The organism is Stenotrophomonas indicatrix, assembly GCA_041545745.1.
GTDB classification, from domain to species: Bacteria; Pseudomonadota; Gammaproteobacteria; order Xanthomonadales; family Xanthomonadaceae; genus Stenotrophomonas; species Stenotrophomonas indicatrix_A.
Window position 1 is genome coordinate 1,878,585 of record CP168152.1, and the last position, 21,984, is coordinate 1,900,568.

General features: G+C 64.6%; 19 protein-coding genes. 16 read left to right on the top strand and 3 right to left on the bottom strand.

What is annotated here, in order from left to right; genetic code table 11:
• Window positions 1–141: 141 nt before the first annotated feature.
• The 8 genes from rpsA (at window position 142) to ACEF39_RS08785 (ending at window position 8,962) form a co-directional block, all read left to right on the top strand.
• Complete coding sequence (gene rpsA / locus ACEF39_RS08750) at window positions 142–1,827, top strand: 30S ribosomal protein S1 (protein ID WP_025875032.1); 1,686 nt, start codon at window positions 142–144, stop codon at window positions 1,825–1,827.
• Window positions 1,828–1,916: 89 nt separating this feature from the next.
• Window positions 1,917–2,222, top strand: coding sequence for an integration host factor subunit beta (locus ACEF39_RS08755; RefSeq protein WP_005409286.1), 306 nt, complete (start codon window positions 1,917–1,919; stop codon window positions 2,220–2,222).
• A gap of 77 nt (window positions 2,223–2,299) precedes the next feature.
• Window positions 2,300–2,584: a lipopolysaccharide assembly protein LapA domain-containing protein gene (locus ACEF39_RS08760; RefSeq protein WP_500287651.1), complete on the top strand. Its 285-nt coding sequence runs from the start codon at window positions 2,300–2,302 to the stop codon at window positions 2,582–2,584.
• 6 nt (window positions 2,585–2,590) lie between these two features.
• A complete protein-coding gene (gene lapB / locus ACEF39_RS08765) occupies window positions 2,591–3,769 on the top strand; it encodes a lipopolysaccharide assembly protein LapB (RefSeq protein WP_032977571.1) in 1,179 nt (392 codons plus the stop codon).
• 3 nt (window positions 3,770–3,772) lie between these two features.
• Entirely contained in the window at window positions 3,773–4,750 is a 978-nt protein-coding gene (locus ACEF39_RS08770) for an MraY family glycosyltransferase (RefSeq protein WP_500287652.1), read from the top strand.
• A gap of 15 nt (window positions 4,751–4,765) precedes the next feature.
• Window positions 4,766–6,679 carry a polysaccharide biosynthesis protein gene (locus ACEF39_RS08775; protein WP_500287653.1) on the top strand — a complete coding sequence of 638 codons (1,914 nt, stop codon included), beginning with the start codon at window positions 4,766–4,768 and terminating at the stop codon, window positions 6,677–6,679.
• Complete coding sequence (gene galU, locus ACEF39_RS08780; protein ID WP_025875017.1) at window positions 6,676–7,554, top strand: UTP--glucose-1-phosphate uridylyltransferase GalU; 879 nt, start codon at window positions 6,676–6,678, stop codon at window positions 7,552–7,554. The genes ACEF39_RS08775 and galU overlap by 4 nt, the downstream gene beginning before the upstream one ends.
• Window positions 7,555–7,727: 173 nt before the next feature.
• Window positions 7,728–8,962 (top strand): IS3 family transposase gene (locus ACEF39_RS08785; RefSeq protein WP_500285465.1). Its coding sequence is split into 2 segments (ribosomal slippage): window positions 7,728–8,079 and window positions 8,079–8,962, totalling 1,236 coding nucleotides; the frame shifts between segments, so codons are not numbered across the junction.
• 286 nt (window positions 8,963–9,248) lie between these two features.
• Here ACEF39_RS08785 and ACEF39_RS08790 read toward each other — a convergent pair.
• From ACEF39_RS08790 to ACEF39_RS08800, 3 genes are all read right to left on the bottom strand, one after another.
• Window positions 9,249–10,457, bottom strand: a complete 1,209-nt coding sequence (locus tag ACEF39_RS08790) for an acetyl-CoA C-acyltransferase (RefSeq protein ID WP_500287654.1) — start codon at window positions 10,455–10,457, stop codon at window positions 9,249–9,251.
• A 74-nt stretch (window positions 10,458–10,531) separates the two neighbouring features.
• The gene (locus ACEF39_RS08795) at window positions 10,532–12,904 is read right to left on the bottom strand and encodes a 3-hydroxyacyl-CoA dehydrogenase/enoyl-CoA hydratase family protein (protein ID WP_447934590.1); all 2,373 of its coding nucleotides are present in this window, start codon (window positions 12,902–12,904) and stop codon (window positions 10,532–10,534) included.
• A 26-nt stretch (window positions 12,905–12,930) separates the two neighbouring features.
• Complete coding sequence (locus tag ACEF39_RS08800) at window positions 12,931–13,599, bottom strand: TetR/AcrR family transcriptional regulator (RefSeq protein WP_500287655.1); 669 nt, start codon at window positions 13,597–13,599, stop codon at window positions 12,931–12,933.
• Between the two features lie 334 nt (window positions 13,600–13,933).
• On the opposite strand from ACEF39_RS08800, the gene ndk reads away from it, so the two are divergent.
• The 8 genes from ndk to moeB all read left to right on the top strand — a co-directional run bounded on the left by ndk (window position 13,934) and on the right by moeB (window position 21,864).
• Window positions 13,934–14,359 (top strand): nucleoside-diphosphate kinase, encoded by a 426-nt coding sequence (ndk, locus tag ACEF39_RS08805; RefSeq protein WP_008265389.1) that lies wholly within the window; start codon window positions 13,934–13,936, stop codon window positions 14,357–14,359.
• 10 nt (window positions 14,360–14,369) lie between these two features.
• A complete protein-coding gene (gene rlmN / locus ACEF39_RS08810) occupies window positions 14,370–15,575 on the top strand; it encodes a dual-specificity RNA methyltransferase RlmN (protein ID WP_089240538.1) in 1,206 nt (401 codons plus the stop codon).
• Window positions 15,562–16,347, top strand: coding sequence for a type IV pilus biogenesis/stability protein PilW (gene pilW, locus ACEF39_RS08815; protein WP_500287656.1), 786 nt, complete (start codon window positions 15,562–15,564; stop codon window positions 16,345–16,347). Before rlmN ends, pilW begins: the two co-directional genes overlap by 14 nt.
• An 18-nt stretch (window positions 16,348–16,365) precedes the next feature.
• The gene (locus ACEF39_RS08820) at window positions 16,366–17,226 is read left to right on the top strand and encodes a helix-turn-helix domain-containing protein (protein ID WP_500287657.1); all 861 of its coding nucleotides are present in this window, start codon (window positions 16,366–16,368) and stop codon (window positions 17,224–17,226) included.
• Between the two features lie 64 nt (window positions 17,227–17,290).
• Window positions 17,291–17,929 carry a YfgM family protein gene (locus ACEF39_RS08825; protein ID WP_025874997.1) on the top strand — a complete coding sequence of 213 codons (639 nt, stop codon included), beginning with the start codon at window positions 17,291–17,293 and terminating at the stop codon, window positions 17,927–17,929.
• Complete coding sequence (gene bamB, locus ACEF39_RS08830; RefSeq protein ID WP_140227102.1) at window positions 17,929–19,137, top strand: outer membrane protein assembly factor BamB; 1,209 nt, start codon at window positions 17,929–17,931, stop codon at window positions 19,135–19,137. The genes ACEF39_RS08825 and bamB overlap by 1 nt, the downstream gene beginning before the upstream one ends.
• Before the next feature lie 15 nt (window positions 19,138–19,152).
• Window positions 19,153–20,550 carry a ribosome biogenesis GTPase Der gene (gene der / locus ACEF39_RS08835; protein ID WP_500287658.1) on the top strand — a complete coding sequence of 466 codons (1,398 nt, stop codon included), beginning with the start codon at window positions 19,153–19,155 and terminating at the stop codon, window positions 20,548–20,550.
• A gap of 177 nt (window positions 20,551–20,727) precedes the next feature.
• Window positions 20,728–21,864 carry a molybdopterin-synthase adenylyltransferase MoeB gene (gene moeB, locus ACEF39_RS08840; RefSeq protein ID WP_500288000.1) on the top strand — a complete coding sequence of 379 codons (1,137 nt, stop codon included), beginning with the start codon at window positions 20,728–20,730 and terminating at the stop codon, window positions 21,862–21,864.
• Window positions 21,865–21,984 lie beyond the last annotated feature (120 nt).

The following is a 21,984-nucleotide window of genomic DNA, read 5'->3' on the forward strand; positions in this document are numbered from 1 at the left end:
AAAAGCTCCGTCGCGCAATGATGCGTGGCGGTTTTCCTACTTCCACACACGACCTGCATTTCCGGGGTCGACCAACAGGCGGGCGGTAGCCATTCCCTGAAGGGAAGCCAACCGACCCATGTGTCCAACAGAGTAAATCTAATGACCGAATCATTTGCCGAACTGTTTGAAGCCAGCCAGGCCAACCTGGCCAAGCTGAAGCCGGGCGCCATCGTCAGCGGTACCGTTGTTGAAGTCCGCGGCGACGTCGTGGTGATCAACGCCGGGCTGAAGTCGGAAGGCATCGTGCCGATCGAACAGTTCCGTAACGACGCTGGCGAAATCGATGTTGCCGAAGGCGACATCGTCAAGGTCGCCCTCGACTCGATCGAGAACGGCTTCGGTGAAACCGTCCTGTCGCGCGAGAAGGCCAAGCGCGCGATGGTGTGGGACGAGCTGGAAGAAGCGTTGGAAAAGAACGAAACCATCACCGGTCGCATCAGCGGCAAGGTCAAGGGTGGTTTCACCGTGGACATCAAGGATGTCCGCGCCTTCCTGCCGGGTTCCCTGGTCGATGTGCGCCCCGTGCGCGATCCGGCCTACCTGGAAGGCAAGGAGCTGGAATTCAAGCTCATCAAGCTTGACCGCAAGCGCAACAACGTCGTGGTCTCGCGCCGCGCTGTCGTCGAAAGCGAGCACTCGGAAGAGCGCGAGCAGCTGATGGACAAGCTGCAGGAAGGCGCGATCCTGAAGGGTGTCGTCAAGAACCTGACCGATTACGGCGCATTCGTGGACCTGGGCGGTATCGACGGCCTGCTGCACATCACCGACATGGCATGGAAGCGCGTGCGCCATCCGTCCGAAGTCGTGAACGTCGGCGACGAGCTGGACGTGCGCGTGCTGAAGTTCGACCGCGAGCGCAACCGCGTTTCGCTGGGCCTGAAGCAGCTGGGCGAAGATCCGTGGGATAACATCGCCCGTCGTTACCCGGCCAACAGCCGCGTGTTCGGCAAGGTCTCCAACGTCACCGATTACGGCGCATTCGTCGAAATCGAGCCGGGCGTCGAAGGTCTGGTGCACGTTTCCGAGATGGATTGGACCAACAAGAACGTCAACCCGTCCAAGGTTGTGCAGGTCGGTGACGAAGTTGAAGTCATGGTCCTGGACGTCGACGAGGAGCGTCGCCGCATCTCGCTGGGCATGAAGCAGGTTGCCGCCAATCCGTGGGAAACCTTCGCTGCCACCCACAAGAAGGGTGACAAGGTGTCGGGCCAGATCAAGTCGATCACCGACTTCGGCATCTTCATCGGCCTGGACGGCGGCATCGACGGCCTGGTTCACCTGTCCGACATCAGCTGGGCAACCACTGGCGAAGACATCGTTCGCAACTTCAAGAAGGGCGACAACCTGGACGCAGTGGTCCTGGCCGTCGATCCGGAGCGCGAGCGCATTTCGCTGGGCGTCAAGCAGCTGGAGCAGGATCCGTTCGGCCAGTACATGGCGACCAATCCGAAGGGCTCCAAGGTCGAAGGCGTGGTGAAGGAAGTCGACGCCAAGGGCGCGATCATCGAGCTGTCCGACGGCATCGAAGGCTATGTTGCAGCTCGCGACATCGCCAACGAGCGTGTCGACGACGCGACCCAGCACCTGAAGGTCGGCGACAAGGTTGAAGCCAAGTTCGTGGGCATGGATCGCAAGGGTCGTACCCTGCAGCTGTCGATCAAGGCCAAGGACGACGCTGAAATGCGCGAAGTGCTGGAGGAATACCAGTCCTCTTCGGCTTCCAGCGGCACCACCCAGCTGGGCGCGCTGCTGCGTGCACAGCTGAACGGCAACAAGTCCGAGTAATATCGGCCCTGCGCTGTTCGTTGTTTCCTGGACGGCCCGGGCACTGCCCGGGCCGTTTCAGGCTGAGATGCCCCTGATGTGAGCCGGTAATGACCAAATCCGAACTGATCGAAATCCTTGCGCGCCGGCAGGCGCACCTGAAGGCCGATGATGTCGATCTGGCGGTCAAGTCATTGCTGGAAATGATGGGGGGCTCACTGTCGGCCGGTGATCGCATCGAGATCCGCGGCTTCGGCAGCTTTTCGCTGCACTACCGTCCGCCGCGCCTGGGTCGCAACCCGAAGACCGGCGAATCGGTTGCCCTTCCGGGCAAGCATGTCCCTCATTTCAAGCCAGGCAAGGAATTGCGCGAGCGGGTCAGCAGTGTGCTGCCGCTGGACGCAGATCCGGCCTGAGCCGTCCGTCGCGCGACTTCGTGCGAATCCCACCACGAGTCGGATAAGCTACGGCCTCCTGCCAATGGAGCTGTCGCATGAAAGTTTTTCGTCTGCTGGTCCTGCTGACGGTTCTCATCCTTGGTCTGATCATCGGTGCGGTCAACATGACGGCCATGTCGATCAACCTGCTGTTTACCCAATTGAACACGTCCGTCGGCGTGGCGCTGATTGCCGCCCTGCTGATCGGTGTCGTGGTCGGTGCTGGCCTGGTGCTGGTAAGCGTGGTCATTCCGCTCTACAGCCAGCTGCGCCGTGCCAACAAATCGGCGGCTGCACCGTCGGCGCCGGTGGTCCCCTCCCAATCTTTTGATGGACGTTGATCGAAGATGGAATTCGTTTCCGAGTGGTTCTGGTTCTTCCTCTGTCTTCCTTTGGCTGCGCTGGCCGGCTGGGTGATCGGACGCCGCGGCGGTCAACGCCACGGTGACAACCAGGTCAGCCACCTGTCCAGCACCTATTTCCGTGGCCTGAACTACCTGCTCAACGAGCAGCCGGACAAGGCCATCGAACTGTTCCTGCACATCGCCGAGCTGGACAAGGAAACCTTCGAGACCCAGGTCGCGCTGGGCCATCTGTTCCGCCGCCGTGGTGAAGTGGACCGCGCAATCCGTCTGCACCAGGGCCTGGTCAACCGCCAGGACCTGAGCGACGCGCAGCGCGTGCAGGCCCTGCTGGCACTGGGCGAGGACTACATGAAGTCTGGTCTGCTGGACCGGGCCGAAACCGTGTTCACCGAACTTGCGCAGTTGGACCAGCGCGCACCGCAGGCGCTCAAACACCTGATCGGCATCTACCAGGCCGAGCGTGACTGGGAAAAGGCGATTGACAACGCTACCCGCTTCGAAGATGTCACCGGCGAGCCGATGGGCAAGCTGATCGGGCAGTTCGAATGCGAGCTGGCCGAACGCTTCCGTGGCGCGGGCAAGCTGGAAGAGGCGAGGGCGGCCATTGCCCGCGCTTACCAGGCCGATGCCATGTCGGTCCGTGCCGGCATCATCGAGGGCCGCCTGGAAACCGATGCAGGCAACGCCGAGGCCGCCGTGCGTGCCTTCGAGCGTGCTGCCCGCAACGATCCGGAATACCTGCCGGAAGTGCTGCCGGCGCTGATGGAGAACTACCGCAAGGTCGGTGACCTGGGTGGCGCGCGCGCCTTCCTGTCCGAGATGACCGAGCATTACCGCGGCATCGCTCCGGTGCTGGCGCTGACCCGCCTGATGGAAGAGCAGGAGGGTGTTGCACCTGCCCGCGCCTATCTTGGCCGCCAGCTCAAGGATCGCCCGTCGGTGCGCGGCGAATCGGCACTGATCGACCTCACTCTGGCCGAGGGCGCAGATTCCACCGCGACCCTGCACGACCTCAAGCACATCACCGACCAGTTGCTGGTGCGCAATCCCGCCTACCGCTGCACCCGCTGTGGATTCGGCGCACGTACCCACCACTGGCAATGTCCCAGTTGCAAGGAGTGGGGCACGGTCAAGCCGCTGTTGAATTACGCGGTGCTCTGAACCATGCCGTGGCTTGTGATGGCCGCGCTGTTGGGCCTGGCCCTGCTCAGCGCGGCGTTGACCTGGGCGGCGCGCGTGTATGCCCTGCGCAGGCAGTTGCTGGATCAGCCCGGTGAGCGCCGCAGCCACAGTGTCGCAACCCCTCGCGGTGGTGGCATCGCCATCGTGATCAGTCTGCTGGTTGCTGCGGCCGTGGCCGCTTTTTTCTGGCCGGACGCCACGCTCATCCTGGCTGTCGCCAGTCTTGGCCTGCTGTTGGTTGCCGGCATTGGCTGGTGGGATGACCATCGGCCGCTGCCGGCCATGCGCCGGCTGCTGGTGCATTTCCTCGCCGCCATGTTGCTGGCAGGGCTGGTCAAGATGCACGGCGGCAGTTGGCTGTTGAGCCTGCTGGTGCTGTTCTTCACCGCTTCGCTGATCAACATCTGGAATTTCATGGATGGCATCAACGGGATTGCCAGCAGCCAGGCGGTCATCGTTGCACTGGGCTTCGCCACCGTGCTGCCCTGGCCCTATTCGCTGGTGGCCGTCGTCCTTGGCCTGGCATGCCTGGGTTTTCTGCCATTCAACTTCCCGCAGGCGCGGATCTTCATGGGTGATGTCGGTAGTGGCACGCTCGGCTATGCCGTGGCCGTCGTGCTGGCCGTCGCCGCAGTGCATACCGATATCAACTGGATGCTGCTGTTGCTGCCGTTGTCTGCATTCCTTGTGGACGCGGGCTTCACGCTGTTGGCGCGCATGCTTTCTGGGCAACGCTGGATGGAACCCCACACCCAGCATGTCTACCAGCGCGCGGTGCAGGCAGGAGCCAGCCACGCCCTGGTGACAGGGATGTATTTTGTTTTGGGCCTGTTCAGTATTACAGTGTTCAATATCTGCACCAATTTGCAGCCGAGGTGGGAGGCTGCCGTAGCGGTCGCGTGGTTTACCGCGTTGACCCTGCTGTGGCTCCTCCTGCGCAATGGATTGCGCCACCGATAAGGAATTACTCGATCTATGTCTTCACCCTGGCGGGACAGAATCCTCGGCCTGATGCCGCGTACGGCCATCGTCTGCCACGACTTGTTCATGGTATGGGCCTGTTGGCAGTTGTTGCATGCGGGTCGCTACTCGATCCTCGCAGACGCTCCCGCATTGCCGCTGTGGAACGTGGACACCACGCTGGTGCTGGCCCTGCAGGGCCTGGTGTTCTGGCGTATCGGCCTCTATCGCGGGCTGTGGCGCTTTGCCAGCGTCAGCGACCTGCTGAACATCTTCAAGGCGAGCTTCATCGGCCTGATTGCCATTGTTCTGGTGCTGGCCTGGAAACGCTTCAACGGCGTGCCGATGTCGGTGCTGGTGATCTATCCGTTCGCACTGTCGGCACTGCTGGGCGCGCCGCGCCTGCTGTACCGGGCATGGAAGGACTACCAGTCGCTGCAGTCCGATTCGTCCGCGCGCCGCGTGCTGATTCTCGGCGCCGGCCAAGCCGCTGAGACCCTGGTGCGCGACCTGCGCCGATCCGGCAATTTCGAGCCGGTTGGCCTGCTCGATGATGCACCGCACCTGCGTGGTGCAAAGCTGCAGAGCCTGCCGATCCTGGGCACGCTGGACGATGCGCCGGCGGTGGCTCGTGAGACCGCGGCCAAGCTGCTGGTGATTGCCATGCCCTCGCTGGATGCCGTCGGCATGCAGCGCGTGGTGGCCATCTGCGAGAGCACCGGCATTCCGTTCCGCACGGTGCCCAAACTCAGCGACATCCTGCAGGGACAGTCGCTGCCGGGCCAGTTGAAGGAAGTGGCGATCGAAGATCTGCTCGGGCGCAAGCCGATCATGCCGGACTGGAACCTCATCCGCGGCTGGTTGGGCGGGCGCACGGTGATGGTCACTGGTGCCGGTGGCTCGATCGGGTCCGAGCTGTGTCGCCAGTGCGCGCGCCATGGTGCGGGACGTATCGTGCTGCTGGAGATCAGCGAACTGCTGCTGTTGACCATCGAGGGCGAGCTGCGCCGCAGCTTCCCCGATGTCGAGATCGAAGCCGTGCTCGGTGACTGTGGCGATCCTGCGGTGATCCGCCATGCGCTGTCGCTGCACCCGGTCGACACCGCCTTCCATGCGGCTGCCTACAAGCATGTGCCGGTGCTGGAGCGTCAGCTGCGCGAAGCCGTGCGCAACAACATCCTGGCCACCGAGAACGTGGCCCGCGCCTGCCTGGAAGCCCGCGTCGAGCACTTTGTGTTCATTTCGACCGACAAGGCGGTGGACCCGGTCAATGCGCTGGGCGCCAGCAAGCGCTATGCGGAGATGATCTGCCAGAGCCTGGACCAGAAGTCCACGCACACCCGTTTCGTGACCGTGCGCTTCGGCAACGTGCTGGCATCGGCCGGCAGCGTGGTGCCGTTGTTCCGCGAGCAGATCCTTAAGGGCGGACCGGTCACGGTGACCGACCCGGAGGTCAGCCGCTATTTCATGACGATTCCAGAGGCGTGCCAGTTGATCCTGCAGGCGGCCGCGTCGGCGTCGCACGGGGCGATCTATACGTTGGACATGGGCGAGCCCGTGCCGATCCGGGTGTTGGCCGAACAGATGATCCGCCTGGCGGGCAAGCAGCCCTACAAGGAAATTCCGATCATCTATACCGGCCTGCGCCCGGGCGAGAAGCTGCACGAGACACTGTTCTATTCCGACGAGGACTACCGGCCGACCGCGCACCCGAAGATCCTGGAGGCCGGCGTCCGTACTTTCTCGCGGGATATCGTGCTGGGCAACGTGCCCAAACTGCGCGAGGCGATTGCCCGGTACGACATCGATACGATCCAGGAAATCCTGTTCGCGACCATGCCGGAATTCTCGCCAATCGAACAGGATGCTTACATTTCATCCGCTAAGGTTGTGCCCTTTCCGGCACGTGAGGCCAGCAGGCACCAATGAGCAAGCGCATTCGCAAGGCGGTATTTCCGGTAGCAGGTCTGGGCACGCGTTTTCTTCCGGCAACCAAGACGGTGCCGAAGGAAATGCTGCCGATCATCGATCGGCCGCTGATCCAGTACGCCGTGGATGAGGCGATCGAAGCGGGCTGTGACACCCTGGTGTTCATCACCAACCGTTACAAGCACGCTGTCGCCGACTATTTCGACAAGGCCTACGAGCTGGAGCAGAAGCTCGAGCGCGCGGGCAAGCACGAACAGCTCGAATTGATCCGCCATGTGTTGCCGGAAGGCGTGCGCGCGATCTTCGTTACCCAGGCCGAGGCGCTGGGCCTGGGCCACGCGGTGCTGTGCGCCAAGGCGGTCATCGGTGACGAGCCGTTCGCTGTGCTGTTGCCAGATGATCTGATCTGGAACCGCGGCGCGGGTGCATTGAAGCAGATGGCCGACCTCAACGAGGCCAGCGGTGCCAGCGTCATTGCTGTCGAAGACGTGCCACACGACAAGACGGCCAGCTACGGCATCGTCGCCACCGAGGCGTTCGATGGCCGCAAGGGGCGTATCTCGCAGATCGTGGAGAAGCCGAAGCCGGAAGACGCGCCGAGCGATCTGGCCGTGGTCGGTCGTTACGTGCTGAGCCCGAAGATCTTCGAGCTGCTTGAGCAGACCCGGACCGGTGCCGGCGGCGAGATCCAGCTGACCGATGCGATCGCCGAACTGCTGAAGACCGACGAGGTTGATGCCTATCGTTTCGAGGGCACCCGTTTCGACTGTGGCACCCATCTGGGGCTGGTGGAGGCGACGATCCGCTTCGCGCTGGACAACCCGAAACTGGCCGGCCCGGCACGCGAGAAGCTGGCGGCGATGCTAGCGGAGTAAGGTTTTTCGAGCGTTCCGTCGGCGCTTTGATTGATACGTGATGGGCGGGACGGGTAGGGCGGAATCAAAGGCAGAAGCAAAAGCAAAAAGGCAGCCATTGGCTGCCTTTTTTCGTGGGTCTGACCCGTCCTGAATTGGGTTGACACCTTTTCCCTCTGGAAAAGGAATGTTCAATGAAATCAACAATCAGGCGCAGCCAACGGGATTACTCGCTGGCCTTCAAGTTGTCGGTGGTAGACCAGGTCGAGCGCGGGGAGCTGACCTACAAAAAGGCCCAGGAGCGTTATGGGATCCAAGGGCGCAGCACGGTGCTTTCCTGGCTTCGTCGGCATGGTCGGCAGGATTGGTCAGCTGGGGCATCATTGCCTCCCATGAGCACTGTCCCCAAAGCCGGGGCGGCCAAGCCGCTGACGCCGGAACAACAGATCAAGGCCCTGCAGGTCCAGTTGCGGGAGGCAAACGAGAAGGCGCAGTTGTTCGAGGCCATCGTGGATGTCCTCAAAGAGGATTACGGGGTAAAAATCGTAAAAAAGCCTTCCGGCAAGTCCTCACGCAAGGGCGCCTCAAAGGCGTAAGCGTGGCAAGGGCTTGCCGCCATTTCGGCATCAGTCGGCAGGCGTTCTATCAGGCCGGTCACCGCCATCAGCGGCGAGACGCTGCTGATGCTACGGCACTGTCGCTGGTGAGCGACTGCCGCGCGCGCCAGCCTCGGGTCGGTACGCGCAAGCTGCACCATCTGATTGAGCCGAAGCTGCAGGCGGCGGGGATCGCTCTGGGGCGCGATCGTTTATTTGACGTGCTCCGAGAAGCGCGCTTGCTGGTGCCGCAGCGCCGCGCGTATCACAAGACGACCGATAGCCATCATCGCTTCCGCAAGCATCCCAATCTGCTCAAATCCGGTGAAGGATGCATCGTTCCCAGTGGCTGCGAACAGGTGTGGGTGGCTGACATCACCTATCTACCAACAGATGGGAAGTTCGTTTACCTGAGCCTTGTTACCGATGCGTGGTCACGCAAGATCGTAGGCTGGAGCGTGAATGAGACGCTGCAGACCGAACATACCGCGCAGGCATTGGAGATGGCCCTGAAAACCCGGAAAACGAGGCAACGGCTGATCCACCATTCGGATCGGGGCATCCAGTACTGCTCGGACAACTATCAGAAGATCCATGCCAAGCACGGCCTGACCTGCTCCATGACCGACGGCTACGATTGCTATCAGAACGCTCTGGCAGAGCGGATCAACGGGATCCTCAAATGCGAGTTTCTGCTCCGTCGCCCACGGGACCTGGGACAGGCTCGGCAGATGGTGGCTGAGGCAGTGGAGATCTACAACGCCGAGCGCCCCCACCTGTCCCTTAAAATGCAGACGCCCGATGCGATGCACCGGGCGTCCTTGGCCGCCTGACGGCGGCCGGATCATCCACCCCATAGGTGTCAACCTATGGCAGGACGGGTCAGTCGGGGTCGGATCCCTTTGCGCAGCAAAGGGCTCTGACCCCAGCTCTTGCCCTGCCTTTGCTCACCCCTCCGCCGCGCGGAATGCTGGCTGGTCCGGGCGGGTGAGGCTGACCGGGACTGTCAGCGGCATGGATGCCGCTGCCAAGCCTACAGGGATGTACTTGCGGCGTGTCCCGGGCAGCCTCACCCGCCCGGGCCCCACAGCCAGCAATCAGCCGGCAACGCCTTGAACCCTACAGCGCCTCGAAAATGCCCGCCGCGCCCATGCCGGTACCGATGCACATCGTCACCATGCCGTACTTCTGCTGGCGACGACGCAAACCGTGCAGCAGGGTCGCGGTACGGATCGCGCCGGTTGCGCCCAGCGGATGGCCCAGCGCGATCGCGCCGCCCAGCGGGTTGACCTTGCTCGGGTCCAGGCCGCAATCGCGGATCACCGCCAGCGACTGCGCGGCAAAGGCTTCGTTGAGCTCGATCCAGTCCAGCTGGTCCTGGCTCAGGCCGGCCTGCTTCAGTGCCTTCGGAATTGCGGCGATCGGGCCGATGCCCATCACTTCCGGGCGCACGCCGGCCACCGAGAAGCTGACGAAACGGGCCAGCGGGGTCAGGCCGTAATCCTTGATCGCCTGTTCCGACGCCAGCAGCACCGCGCCGGCGCCATCGCTCATCTGCGAGGAGTTGCCGGCGGTGACGGTGCCGCCGAACTGGCCGTTGCGGAACACCGGGCGCAGCTTGGCCAGGCCTTCAGCGGAGGAATCCGGACGCGGGCCTTCGTCGGTGTCAGCGACCTTGTTGCGGGTGATGATGCGCTTGCCGTCGGCCAGGTCGGGCTGGTGCGAGACGATCTCGTACGGGCTGATCTCGTCCTTGAAGTCGCCATTCTGGATGGCGGCCATGGCCTTCTGGTGCGAGGCCAGGGCGAACGCGTCCTGGTCTTCGCGCGAGACCTTCCATTCTTCAGCGACCTTCTCGGCCGTGATGCCCATGCCGTAGGCGATGGCGACGTGGTCGTTGTCGAACACGCTCGGGGCCATCGCGATCTTGTTGCCCATCATCGGCACCATCGACATCGATTCGGTGCCGCCGGCCAGCATCAGGTCGGCATTGCCAAGGCGGATCGCGTCGGCCGCCTGCGCCACGGCCTGCAGGCCGGAGGAGCAGAAGCGGTTCACGGTCTGCGCGGCGATGGTGTTCGGCAGGCCAGCCAGCAGCACGCCGATGCGGGCGACGTTCATGCCCTGCTCGGCTTCCGGCATCGCGCAACCGATGATCGCGTCATCAATGCGGTTGACGTCCACGCCCGGTGCCTGCGCGACGACGCTGCGCAGCACGTGGGCGAGCATGTCGTCGGGGCGGGTGTTGCGGAACATGCCCTTGGGCGCCTTGCCAACCGGGGTACGGGTGGCGGCGACGATGTAGGCGTCCTGGATTTGCTTGGTCATTGCAGTGATCTCTTGAATTTTTTAGCCGGAGTGCCGACCAATGGTCGGCACCCACCGAAAGCAGGGATGGGCGATCAATTACGCAACGGCTTGCCGGTCTTGAGCATGTGCGCGATGCGGGCCTGGGTCTTTTCCTGCTGGGCCAGTTCGACGAAGTGCTTGCGCTCCAGGGTCAGCAGCCACTCTTCGTCGACCAGGGTGCCGCGGTCGACCTTGCCGCCGCACAGCACGGTGGCGATGCGCTCGGCGATCTCGTAGTCATACGGGCTGATGAAGCGGCCTTCCAGCATGTTGACCAGCATCATCTTGAAGGTCGCGATGCCGACGTCACCGGCCACCTGGATGCGGCGTGCCGGCAGCGGCGGACGGTAACCGGCTTCGGCCAGCGCGCGCGCTTCGGCCTTGGCGATGTACAGCGCCTCGTAGCTGTTGAACACCACCTTGTCGGTGCTGCGCAGCAGGCCCAGTTCCTGGGCGTTGACCGCCGAGTTGGAGACCTTGGCCATCGCCACGGTCTCGAAGGTCTTCTTCAGTTCGGCGAACACGTCACCGCCCGGGCCAGCGGCCTGCGAGGCACGCACGGCCAGTTCCTTCAGGCCACCACCGGCCGGCAGCAGGCCGACGCCGGCCTCGACCAGGCCGATGTAGCTTTCCAGGAAGGCCACGGTCTTGGCGCTGTGCATCTGGAACTCGCAACCGCCACCCAGGGCCAGGCCACGCACCGCAGCCACCACCGGCACCAGCGAGTACTTGATGCGCTGGCTGGTGCGCTGGAAGTTGTGCACCATTTCCTCGAACTGGTCGACCTTGCCGGCCTGCAGCAGGCCGAGGGCGCCGGCCAGGTCGGCACCGGCGGAGAAGGGCTCCTTCTGCTGCCAGATCACCAGGCCCTGGAAGTCCTTCTCGGCGCGCGTGACGCACTCCTGCAGGCCGTCCAGCACGTGGTCGGACACGGTGTTCATCTTGGTCTTGAAGCTGACCACGGCGATGCCATCACCGTCGTGCCACATGCGCAGGCCGTCGTTCTCGAACACGGTCTCGCCCGGTGCGAACTTCTCGCCCAGCAGCGGATCCGGGAAGCGCTGGCGCTGGTACACCGGCAGCGACGAACGCGGCAGCTTGGCATTGCGCGACGGGCTGTAGCTGCCCTCGGCGGCATGCACACCGTCGCGGCCATCGAACACCCAATCCGGCAGCGGGGCGTTGCTCATGCTCTTGCCGGCGACGATGTCATCGGCGATCCACTGCGCGACCTGCTTCCAGCCGGCGGCCTGCCAGGTCTCGAACGGGCCCAGCGACCAGCCGTAGCCCCAGCGGATGGCCAGGTCGACGTCGCGCGCGGTCTCGGCGATGTCGGCCAGGTGGTAGGCGCTGTAGTGGAACAGATCGCGGAACGTCGCCCACAGGAACTGCGCCTGCGGATGCTGGCTCTCGCGCAGCTTGGCGAACTTCTCGGCCGGGTTCTTGATCTTCAGGATCTCGACCACTTCCGGCGCGGCGGTGCGGTCAGCCGGACGGTAGTCCTGCTTTTCCAGGTCCAGCACCACGATGTCTTTGCCGACCTTGCGGAAGATGCCGGCGCCGGTCTTCTGGCCCAGTGCACCCTTGGAAATCAGCGCATCCAGCCATTTCGGCGACTTGAAGAATTCATGCCACGGGTCGTTCGGCAGGGTATCGCCCATGGTCTTGATGACGTGGGCCATGGTGTCCAGGCCGACCACGTCGGAGGTGCGGTAGGTGGCCGACTTCGGACGGCCGACCAGCGGGCCGGTCAGGCCGTCCACTTCATCGAAGCCCAGGCCGAACTGCTGGGTGTGGTGGATGGTGGACAGGATCGAGAACACGCCGATGCGGTTGCCGATGAAGTTCGGGGTGTCCTTGGCGTACACCACGCCCTTGCCCAGGGTGGTGACCAGGAACGCCTCCAGGCCTTCCAGCACGCTGGCATCGGTGGTGGTGGCCGGAATCAGCTCGGCCAGGTGCATGTAGCGCGGCGGATTGAAGAAATGCACGCCGCAGAAGCGGTGGCGCAGCTGTTCCGGCAGCACGTCGGCGAGCTTGTTGATGCCCAGGCCCGAGGTGTTGGAGGCCAGCACCGCGTGGTCGGCCACGAACGGGGCGATCTTCTTGTACAGGTCCTGCTTCCAGTCCATGCGCTCGGCGATGGCCTCGATGATCAGGTCGCAGTCCTTCAGCTGTTCCAGGCCGGTCTCGTAGTTGGCCGGGGTGATGGCTTCGGCCAGCGACTTGCTGGCCAGCGGCGCCGGGCTCAGCTTGCCGAGGTTGGCGATCGACTTCAGCACGATGCCATCGGCCGGACCTTCCTTGGCGGGCAGGTCGAACAGCACGGTGTCGACGCCGGCATTGGTGAGGTGGGCGGCGATCTGGGCACCCATGACGCCGGCACCCAGCACGGCGGCGCGGCGGACTAGCAGGGAATTGGACATGGTGTAGGGCCTTTGTTGGTCAGCAGTTACTGGGTGGAATCAATGGAGGCGGGCAGGGCGCTGCCGCTGCGGGCGGCGGCGCGGAATCCGGCCTCGGCGAAATGGATCAGTTCATGCGCGGCATGGGCACGATGCGCCGTTTCGGTGACACCGGCGGGTCGCTTGATCAGCCCGAAATCGGCCATGGCATAGGTCAGCGAGCCAGCGAGGAAATCCAGGCGCCAATAGAGCTCTTCCTTGCTCAGGCCGGGCACGCAGGTGGCGATCGCCTTGCCGAACTCACGCAGCACGTGGCCGTAGTGGTCGGACAGGAACTTGCGCAGGTTGTCGTTCTTTTCAGCGTAGGCACGGGCGATCACGCGGACGAAGGCGCCGCCGTTCTGGCGGTCCTGGGCCAGCGCCAGGGCCGGCTCGACGAAGGCGGCCAGCACCGGCCGCAGTTGCCCGGGGTGTTCGTTGCGGGCGCGCTCGAGCTGGGCCAGGCGGCTGCCGGTCATCTCGTCCATGCGGCGGCGGAAGACCTCGTTGACCAGGTTTTCCTTGGAGCCGAAGTGGTAGTTGACCGCAGCGATGTTGACGTCGGCCTGGCTGGTGACCTGGCGCAGCGAGGTGCCGGCAAAGCCGTGCTGGGCGAACAGCTCCTCGGCGGCGCCGAGGATCCGGTCCTTGGTCGAGAAGTGGGCGGGCTTGGCCATCGGGCGGGCGGACCTTAATCAAACGATTGTTTGATACTAGAACCAGACGGTAGCGTATGGCATTTTGCAGTGCAGCAAAAATCTGACCAGCGGTTACAAAGGATTCAGTAGTGCCAGCCCATGGCTGGCAGCCGCTAAAGCCTGAATAGGCGGCCCAGGATGATCGGTTACAGCGCGGGAGGGGCAGCGTCCACCTGCCAGCCATGGGCTGGCACTACTCGGCGGGATCTTTTACAATCCGCGCACGTTTATCAGGCTAAGCCCGCGTTTCGACGCGGCTTTTTTTTTGTTACCCTTCGGGCCATCAGCGGCCCGATTCCATTGGAGACATCCCATGGCGCTGGAGCGCACCCTTTCGATCATCAAGCCGGACGCCGTTGCCAAGAACGTCATCGGCGAAATCTACGCCCGTTTCGAAAAGGCCGGCCTGAAGGTCGTGGCCGCCAAGTACAAGCAGCTGTCGCGCCGTGAAGCCGAAGGCTTCTACGCCGTGCACCGCGAGCGTCCGTTCTTCAACGCGCTGGTCGAGTTCATGATCTCCGGCCCGGTGATGATCCAGGCCCTGGAAGGCGAGAACGCCGTCCTGGCCCACCGCGACCTGCTGGGCGCCACCAACCCGAAGGAAGCCGCTGCGGGCACCATCCGCGCCGACTTCGCCGAATCCATCGATGCCAATGCTGCCCACGGCTCGGACTCGGTCGAGAACGCCGCGATTGAAATCGCCTACTTCTTCGCCGCCACCGAAGTCGTTTCGCGCTGAGAGTGATGCCGTGAACGAGGTCGTACAGCCAACCGCCATCCCTTCCGTACTCGTTGCGGGTCCGGTTGTGGCAAAGCAGAATCTGCTCGACCTCGATCGCGAGGGTCTGGAGCGCTTCTTCGCCGAGACTCTCGGCGAAGCGCGCTACCGCGCCCATCAGGTGATGAAGTGGATCCACCATCACTACGTCACCGATTTCGATGAGATGACCGACCTGGGCAAGGCGCTGCGCGCCAAGCTGCACCAGCACGCCGAGGTCCGCGTCCCCAACATCGTGTTCGACAAGCCCTCCGCCGACGGCACCCACAAGTGGCTGCTGGCGATGGGTACCGATGGCAAGAACGCCATCGAGGCCGTCTACATTCCGGACAAGAACCGCGGCACCCTGTGCGTGTCCTCGCAGGTGGGCTGCGCGCTGAACTGCACGTTCTGTTCAACCGCCACCCAAGGCTTCAACCGCAACCTCTCCACTGCCGAGATCATCGGCCAGGTGTGGGTCGCTGCGCGTCATCTGGGCAACATCCCGCACAAGCAGCGTCGTCTCACCAACGTGGTGATGATGGGCATGGGCGAGCCGTTGATGAATTTCGACAACGTCGTGCGCGCCATGAGCGTGATGCGCGACGACCTGGGCTACGGCCTGGCCAACAAGCGCGTGACCCTGTCGACCTCCGGCCTGGTGCCGCAGATCGACCGCCTGTCCGCCGAAAGCGACGTGTCGCTGGCGGTGTCGCTGCACGCGGCCGACGATGCGCTGCGCGAGACGCTGGTCCCGCTCAACAAGAAGTACCCGATCGCCGAGCTGATGGCATCGTGCGCACGCTACCTGCGCGCCAACAAGCGCCGCGAGTCGGTGACCTTCGAATACACCCTGATGAAGGGCATCAACGACCAGCCCGAGCATGCCCGGCAACTGGCGCGGCTGATGCGCCAGTTCGACAACGCCGTGCAGGCGTCGCACTCGGGCAAGGTCAACCTGATCCCGTTCAATCCCTTCCCGGGAACGCGCTACGAGCGTTCCGAAGAAGCGCATATCCGTGCCTTCCAGAAGATCCTGCTCGACGCGAAGGTGCTGACCATGGTCCGACGGACCCGTGGCGACGACATCGATGCTGCCTGTGGCCAGCTCAAGGGCCAGGTGATGGATCGCACCCGCCGCCAGGCAGAGTTCAACAAGACACTGCAGGCAGGGAAGGGGAGCGATGCTGCTGCCTGACCGCTTCTGGCTGGCGCTGCTTGCAGGCGTGCTGGCCCTCTCGGTCACCGCTTGCAAATCGCAACCCAAAGCCAAGCTGGGTCCCAGCCAGGCGACGGTCTATTCGGTCCGCGACCCGGAGGGCGTTCGTCGCCAGGTCCGCGCGGCGGATCTGCTGGCCCTGGCAGTCCGCGACATGCAGAGCGGCAACCTCGATGCGGCCGAGCGCAAAACGCGCGACGCGATCAAGCTGGCGCCTGCCGACCCCGATGCGCTGGTGCTGCTGGCCGGCATCGATGATCAGCGTGGCCGCACCCGGCAGGCCGGGGAGGGCTTCCGCAGGGCCGCCGAGCTGGCGCCGCAGCGGGGTGACGTGCTCAATAATTATGGTGCCTGGCTGTGCCAGAACGGACAGGCCGCCGAGTCGCTGGCTTGGTTCGACCGTGCGTTGCAGGCGCCCAGCTACACCACGCCGGCCGAGGCGCAGGCCAACGGCGGCAGCTGTGCGTTGGATGCTGGCCAGCTGGATCGCGCCGAACGCAACCTGCGTGCGGCCTTGACGCAGGTGCCGAACAACCCGGTCGCGTTGGAGGCGATGGCCCAGCTGAGCTTCCGTCGCGGCCAGTTCATGGAGGCCCGCGCCTTCGCCGAACGTAGGATTGCGGCTGCACCGGCCACGCGTTCCGTGTTACAACTTGCGTCTCAAATCGAGGCGCGGCTGGGTGATCAGGCAGCATCTGATCGCTATCTTCAGCGGATTCGACAGGAATTTCCGCAGGACGCGGGCTCCTAACTCCAGGGTTGATGCATTGTGATTGATGACCAGACTGTGAGCGATCTCGAGACTGTGGCCGGCTGCGGCACCCGCCTGCGCCAGGCCCGTGAGGCCGCCGGACTGACCCTCGAAGACGTCGGCCAGCGCCTGCGCATGCCGGTTCAAGTGGTGAAGTCGCTTGAGCAGGAGCAATGGCAGAAGCTGGGGGCGCCGGTGTTCGTGCGCGGCCAGCTGCGCAGCTATGCCCGCCTGCTCGGTGTCGACGTCAGCGAACTGCTGGAGCAGGCCCAGGTCGGCCCGGTGGTTCCGCCGACCCTGGTCAGCCACACCCATACCCCGCGTGCGCGCCGGATCGCCGAAAATCTCGGCCGCCGTGCGCTGTATGTCGGTATTACCGCTGTATTGGCCGTTCCGGTCTGGTTCGCCACCCGTGGCCACTTCGATGGCACCGCGCCTTCGCCGAGCACCGCCTCGCTGGACGTGATCCCGGCCGCCGTACCGGTTACCCCGGCCGGTCCCGGGTCCGCCGCTGCCGCACCCGCCGAAGTGACGGCCGCGCCCGTCGTCAAGCCGACCGCTACCCCCTACGTTGCCTCGCTGGCCCCGGTGCCACGCGCTGCGCCGGCCGCTGCCGCCAATCTGGACATGCAGTTCAGCGGTGACAGCTGGGTCGATATCGCCGGTCCGGATGGCGGCAGCGTCGAGAAGGCGTTGATCAAGGCGGGCGAGACCCGCAGCTTCACCCCCGGCCAGGTGGCCCGGGTCACCCTGGGCAACGCCTCGGCGGTCCAGGTTCAGCAGAATGGCGCTATCGTCGATCTGACGCCCTATCAGCGAGCCAACGTGGCACGCTTTCAGGTATCCTCTGAAGGCTCCGTTGTCCCGGTTTCACACTGAGGCGCGGTTTCACCACCTTCGATAATCCCAATGGTCCCTCCCGATGGGCGGGGCGAGAGTACGCATGGCGATCGACGACCTGCTCGACGAGCACGAACAAAGTGAACGCGTCCGCAGCTGGCTGCGGAAGAATGGTGCCAGCATCCTCGGTGGCGTAGTCATCGCCATCGGTGCCATTGCCGGCTGGCAGTGGTACCAGAAGGATCAGGGCGGCAAGCTGGCCTCGGCCAATGTCGAGTACCAGAAGGCCCTGGTAGGCCTGCAGCAGAACAAGCTCGACGACGCGGCCAAGGCGGTCAAGGCGCTTGAGGCTGGCCCGTCCAGCATCTACGGCGACCTGGCTGCGCTGCAGCTGGCCAAGGCCCAGGTCGATGCGGGCAAGAATGAAGAAGCGCTGGCTACACTGCGCGCGGTGAAGGTCGAAGGTGACCTGCAGCGCGTGGTCGACCAGCGCGTGGCACGCCTGCTGGTGGCAACCGGCAAGGGTGATGAAGCGATCAAGCTGCTGGGCAGCGCCACCGACAGCAGCAGCCTGGAAATCCATGGCGATGCGCTGATGGCGCAGGGCAAGCGTGACGCGGCCCGCGAACAGTATGAGAAGGCGCTGAAGACGCTGGACGTGGCAGCGCCGCAGCGGCGACTGCTGGAAACCAAGGTTATGGACGCCGGCGGCACCGTCGCCGCCCCTGCGGAGTCGGTTTGATGAGTCAGAAGGTCATGATCACGCGCGTCGCCACCGTACTCCTGCTCGGTATGGCGCTGTCCGGTTGCAGCACCATGAAGGGCTGGTTCGCCGGCAAGGACGCAGCAGCGAAGAAGGCACAGGAGCCGGCTGAACTGGTCAAGTTCGAGCCGACCCTGAAGGTCAACAAGGCCTGGTCGGTCAATCTGGGCAAGGGCGAGCGCCGCATCGGCGTACGCCAGGGCCCGGCAGTGGCCAATGGTCACGTGTTCGCCGCGGCGATCACCGGTGGCGTGCACGCCATTGATCTGCAGACCGGCAAGAAGGTCTGGACCTGGGAGCCGAAGAAGGAAAAGAAGAAGGCCAAGCTGCGGCTGTCCGGTGGTCCGGGCGTCGGTGAGAACCTGGTGGTCATCGGTACCCTCGATGGCCAGGTGATCGCCCTGGACATCAACGATGGCAGCGAGAAGTGGCGCGCACGCGTGCCGAACGAAGTCATCGCCGCGCCGGCCATTGCCCAGGGCATGGTCTTCGTGCGCAGCAATGATGGCCGCGTCACCGCATTCGATGCCGGCAACGGCACCCAGAAGTGGTTCAACCCGAGCGAGCTGCCGGCGCTGACCGTGCGCGGCAACGCGGCGGTGGTGGCCGGTCCGGGCGTGCTGTTCATCGGCAAGGACGAGGGCAGCGTTGCTGCGCTGGCCATGCAGGACGGCCGCACGCTGTGGGACCAGAACGTCGGCACCGGCGAAGGCCGTACCGAGCTGGACCGCATGGCCGACGTCGATGGCGCCCCGGTGCTCGACGGCAATACGCTGTTCGTGAGCAGCTTCAAGAACCAGACCATGGCCATCGAAGGCCCGACCGGTCGCCCGCTGTGGGCGCGTGACCACGGCGGTGCCGGCGGTGTGGCGGTGTCTTCGGGCAATGTTTTCGTTACCGACAACAAGGGCGGCGTGTTCGGCCTGGACAAGGCCAGCGGCGCGGCGATGTGGTCGCAGACCGCACTGGCCCGGCGCTCGCTGACCGGTCCGGCGCTGCACGGCGACTACGTGGTGGTCGGTGACTACAAGGGATACCTGCATTGGCTGCAGGCCTCCGATGGCGCGATGGCGGCGCGGGCGAAAAGCGGCGGTGATGCGCTTCTGGCCCAGCCAATCGTCGTCGATGGGGTGCTGCTGGTGCAGAACGTTGATGGCAAGCTGACCGCATTCCGGTTGGCAAATTAATACGGAGTAATCGCGATGCTGCCTTTGGTCGCCCTGGTTGGACGGCCGAATGTCGGCAAGTCGACCATATTCAATGCACTGACCCGAACCCGTGACGCCCTGGTCCATGACCAGCCCGGCGTCACCCGGGACCGCAACTATGGCGTCTGCCGGCTTGACGAGGACAACCATTTCCTCGTCGTCGATACCGGCGGCATCGCAGAGGAAGAAGAAGGCCTGGCTGGTGCTACCACGCGCCAGGCCCGTGCTGCCGCTGGCGAAGCTGACCTGATCCTGTTTGTCGTTGATGCCCGCGAGGGCACCTCGGCGATGGACGATGAGATCCTGGCCTGGCTGCGCAAGCTGTCGCGCCCGACGTTGCTGCTGATCAACAAGATCGACGGCACCGACGAGGACACCGTGCGTTCGGAGTTCGCCCGCTACGGCTTCAGCGAGATGCTGACCGTGTCGGCCGCCCACCGCCAGGGCCTGGACGACCTGCTGGACGAGGTCATCCAGCGCCTGCCGGAAGAGGGCAGCGGCGAAGAGCTGGACAACGATCCGAACCGCGTGCGCATCGCCTTCGTCGGCCGCCCGAACGTGGGCAAGTCGACCCTGGTCAACCGCATCCTCGGCGAAGAGCGCATGATCGCCTCGGACGTGCCGGGCACCACCCGCGATTCGATCTCGGTGGACCTGGAGCGTGACGGCCGCGAGTACCGTCTGATCGACACCGCCGGCCTGCGTCGCCGTTCGCGCGTGGACGAGGTCGTCGAGAAGTTCTCGGTGGTCAAGACCATGCAGTCGATCGAGCACTGCCAGGTGGCCGTGCTGATGCTCGATGCCACCGAAGGCGTGACCGACCAGGACGCCACCGTGCTCGGCGCCGTGCTGGATGCCGGCCGCGCGTTGGTGATCGCGATCAACAAGTGGGACGGCCTGACCGACTACCAGCGCGAGCAGGCGGAAACGATGCTGTCGCTGCGCTTGGGCTTCGTGCCGTGGGCCGAATCGGTGCGCATCTCGGCCAAGCATGGCTCGGGCCTGCGTGAGCTGTTCCGTGCGGTGCACCGCGCGCACGAATCGGCGAACAAGACCTTCACCACCAGCGAAGTGAACAAGGCGCTGGAAGTGGCCTACGAGACCAACCCGCCGCCGACCATCCGCGGCCATGTCTCCAAGCTGCGTTACGTGCACCCGGCCGGCGCCAACCCGCCGACCTTCATCGTGCACGGCACCCGCCTGAAGGAACTGCAGGAGTCGTACAAGCGATACCTGGAGAACTTCTTCCGCAAGCGCTTCAAGCTGATCGGTACGCCGGTGCAGTTCATCTTCCGCGAGGGTGCCAACCCGTACGAGGGCAAGAAGAACGTGCTGACCGAACGGCAGGTCAAGGCCAAGCGGCGCTTGATGAAGCACGTCAAGGGCAAGTGATCCACAAGAAGGCGGCCGCAGGGCCGCCTTCTTGTTTGCGATGCATGCGGGTTCGGGCACGGTGCTGCTGGGTTTTGATTCGGTAGCGCCGGGCCATGCCCGGCGAGCGCAGCGGCGCGCGGGAATCCGCCGGGCATGGCCCGGCGCTACCGGTTGAGCCTGCGCGATAATGGCGCCATGAGCATTCCAGAGATTTCCCCCGAGCAGGCGCGTGCGCGCGTGGCCCATGGTGCGGTGCTGATCGACGTGCGCGAGGCGCATGAGCGGGCCGGCGGCATGGCCGAAGGCGCGCGTGGCATCGCCAAGGGCGAGTTGCTGGCTGACGCGGCCGCGCAGCTGCCGCTGCCGGAACAGGAGATCCTGCTGATCTGCCAGAGCGGCAAGCGCTCGGCCGATGCGGCGCAGGCGCTGCTGGATGCGGGCTATACGAACGTGAGCTCCGTTGCTGGCGGCACCGTCGCCTGGCGTGAGTTGTCGCTGCCGTTGGTGCAGCCGCTGACCAGCGCCGACGACCGCGATTTCTACGACCGCTATTCGCGCCATCTGCTGCTGCCGCAGGTGGGCGAGGTCGGCCAGCGCCGGCTGCAGCAGTCGCGAGTGCTGGTGCTGGGCGCGGGCGGCCTGGGTGCGCCGGCCGGTTTCTATCTGGCGGCGGCCGGGGTAGGGCACCTGCGTTTCGCCGACCACGACCGTGTCGAGCGCAGCAACCTGCATCGGCAGATCGTGCATACCGAGGCCAGCGTCGGCCAGTTGAAGGTGGATTCGGCGCGTGAGCGTCTGCTGGCATTGAACCCATCCATCAAGGTCGAGGCCGTGCCCGAGCGGGTGACCTCGGAGAACGTGGACCGCCTGCTGCAGGACGTCGACGTGGTGCTGGATGGCTCGGACAACTTCCCGCTGCGCTACCTGCTCAACGATGCCTGCATCAAGCACGCCAAGCCGATGGTCTACGCGGCCATCGAGCGCTTCGATGGCCAAGTGAGCGTGTTCGATGCCGGCCGCCAGCGTGGCGTGGCGCCGTGCTACCGCTGCCTGTTCCCGGAGCCGCCGCCGCCGGAGTTCGCGCCCAACTGTTCCGAGGCGGGTGTGCTGGGCGTGCTGCCGGGCCTGGCCGGTGTGCTGCAGGCCACCGAGGTGCTGAAGCTGCTGCTGGGCATCGGCGAGCCGCTGGTGGGGCGCCTGCTGCGCTTTGATGCGCTGGGCATGCGCTTCCGCGAGACCGGCATCGGGCCGGACCCGCAGTGCCCGGTGTGTGCGCCGGGCGTGCCGTTCCCGGGGTATATCGATTACGCCGCGTTCTGTCGGGGTGGGTGAACCGGGCGGCGCGTCATCCACGCATGGCGTGGATCTACTGGGGTGGGCGAACCGCGTCGGGGCGTCATCCACGCATGGCGTGGATCTACTGTAGAGCCGAGCCTACGCTCGGCTGCTCTT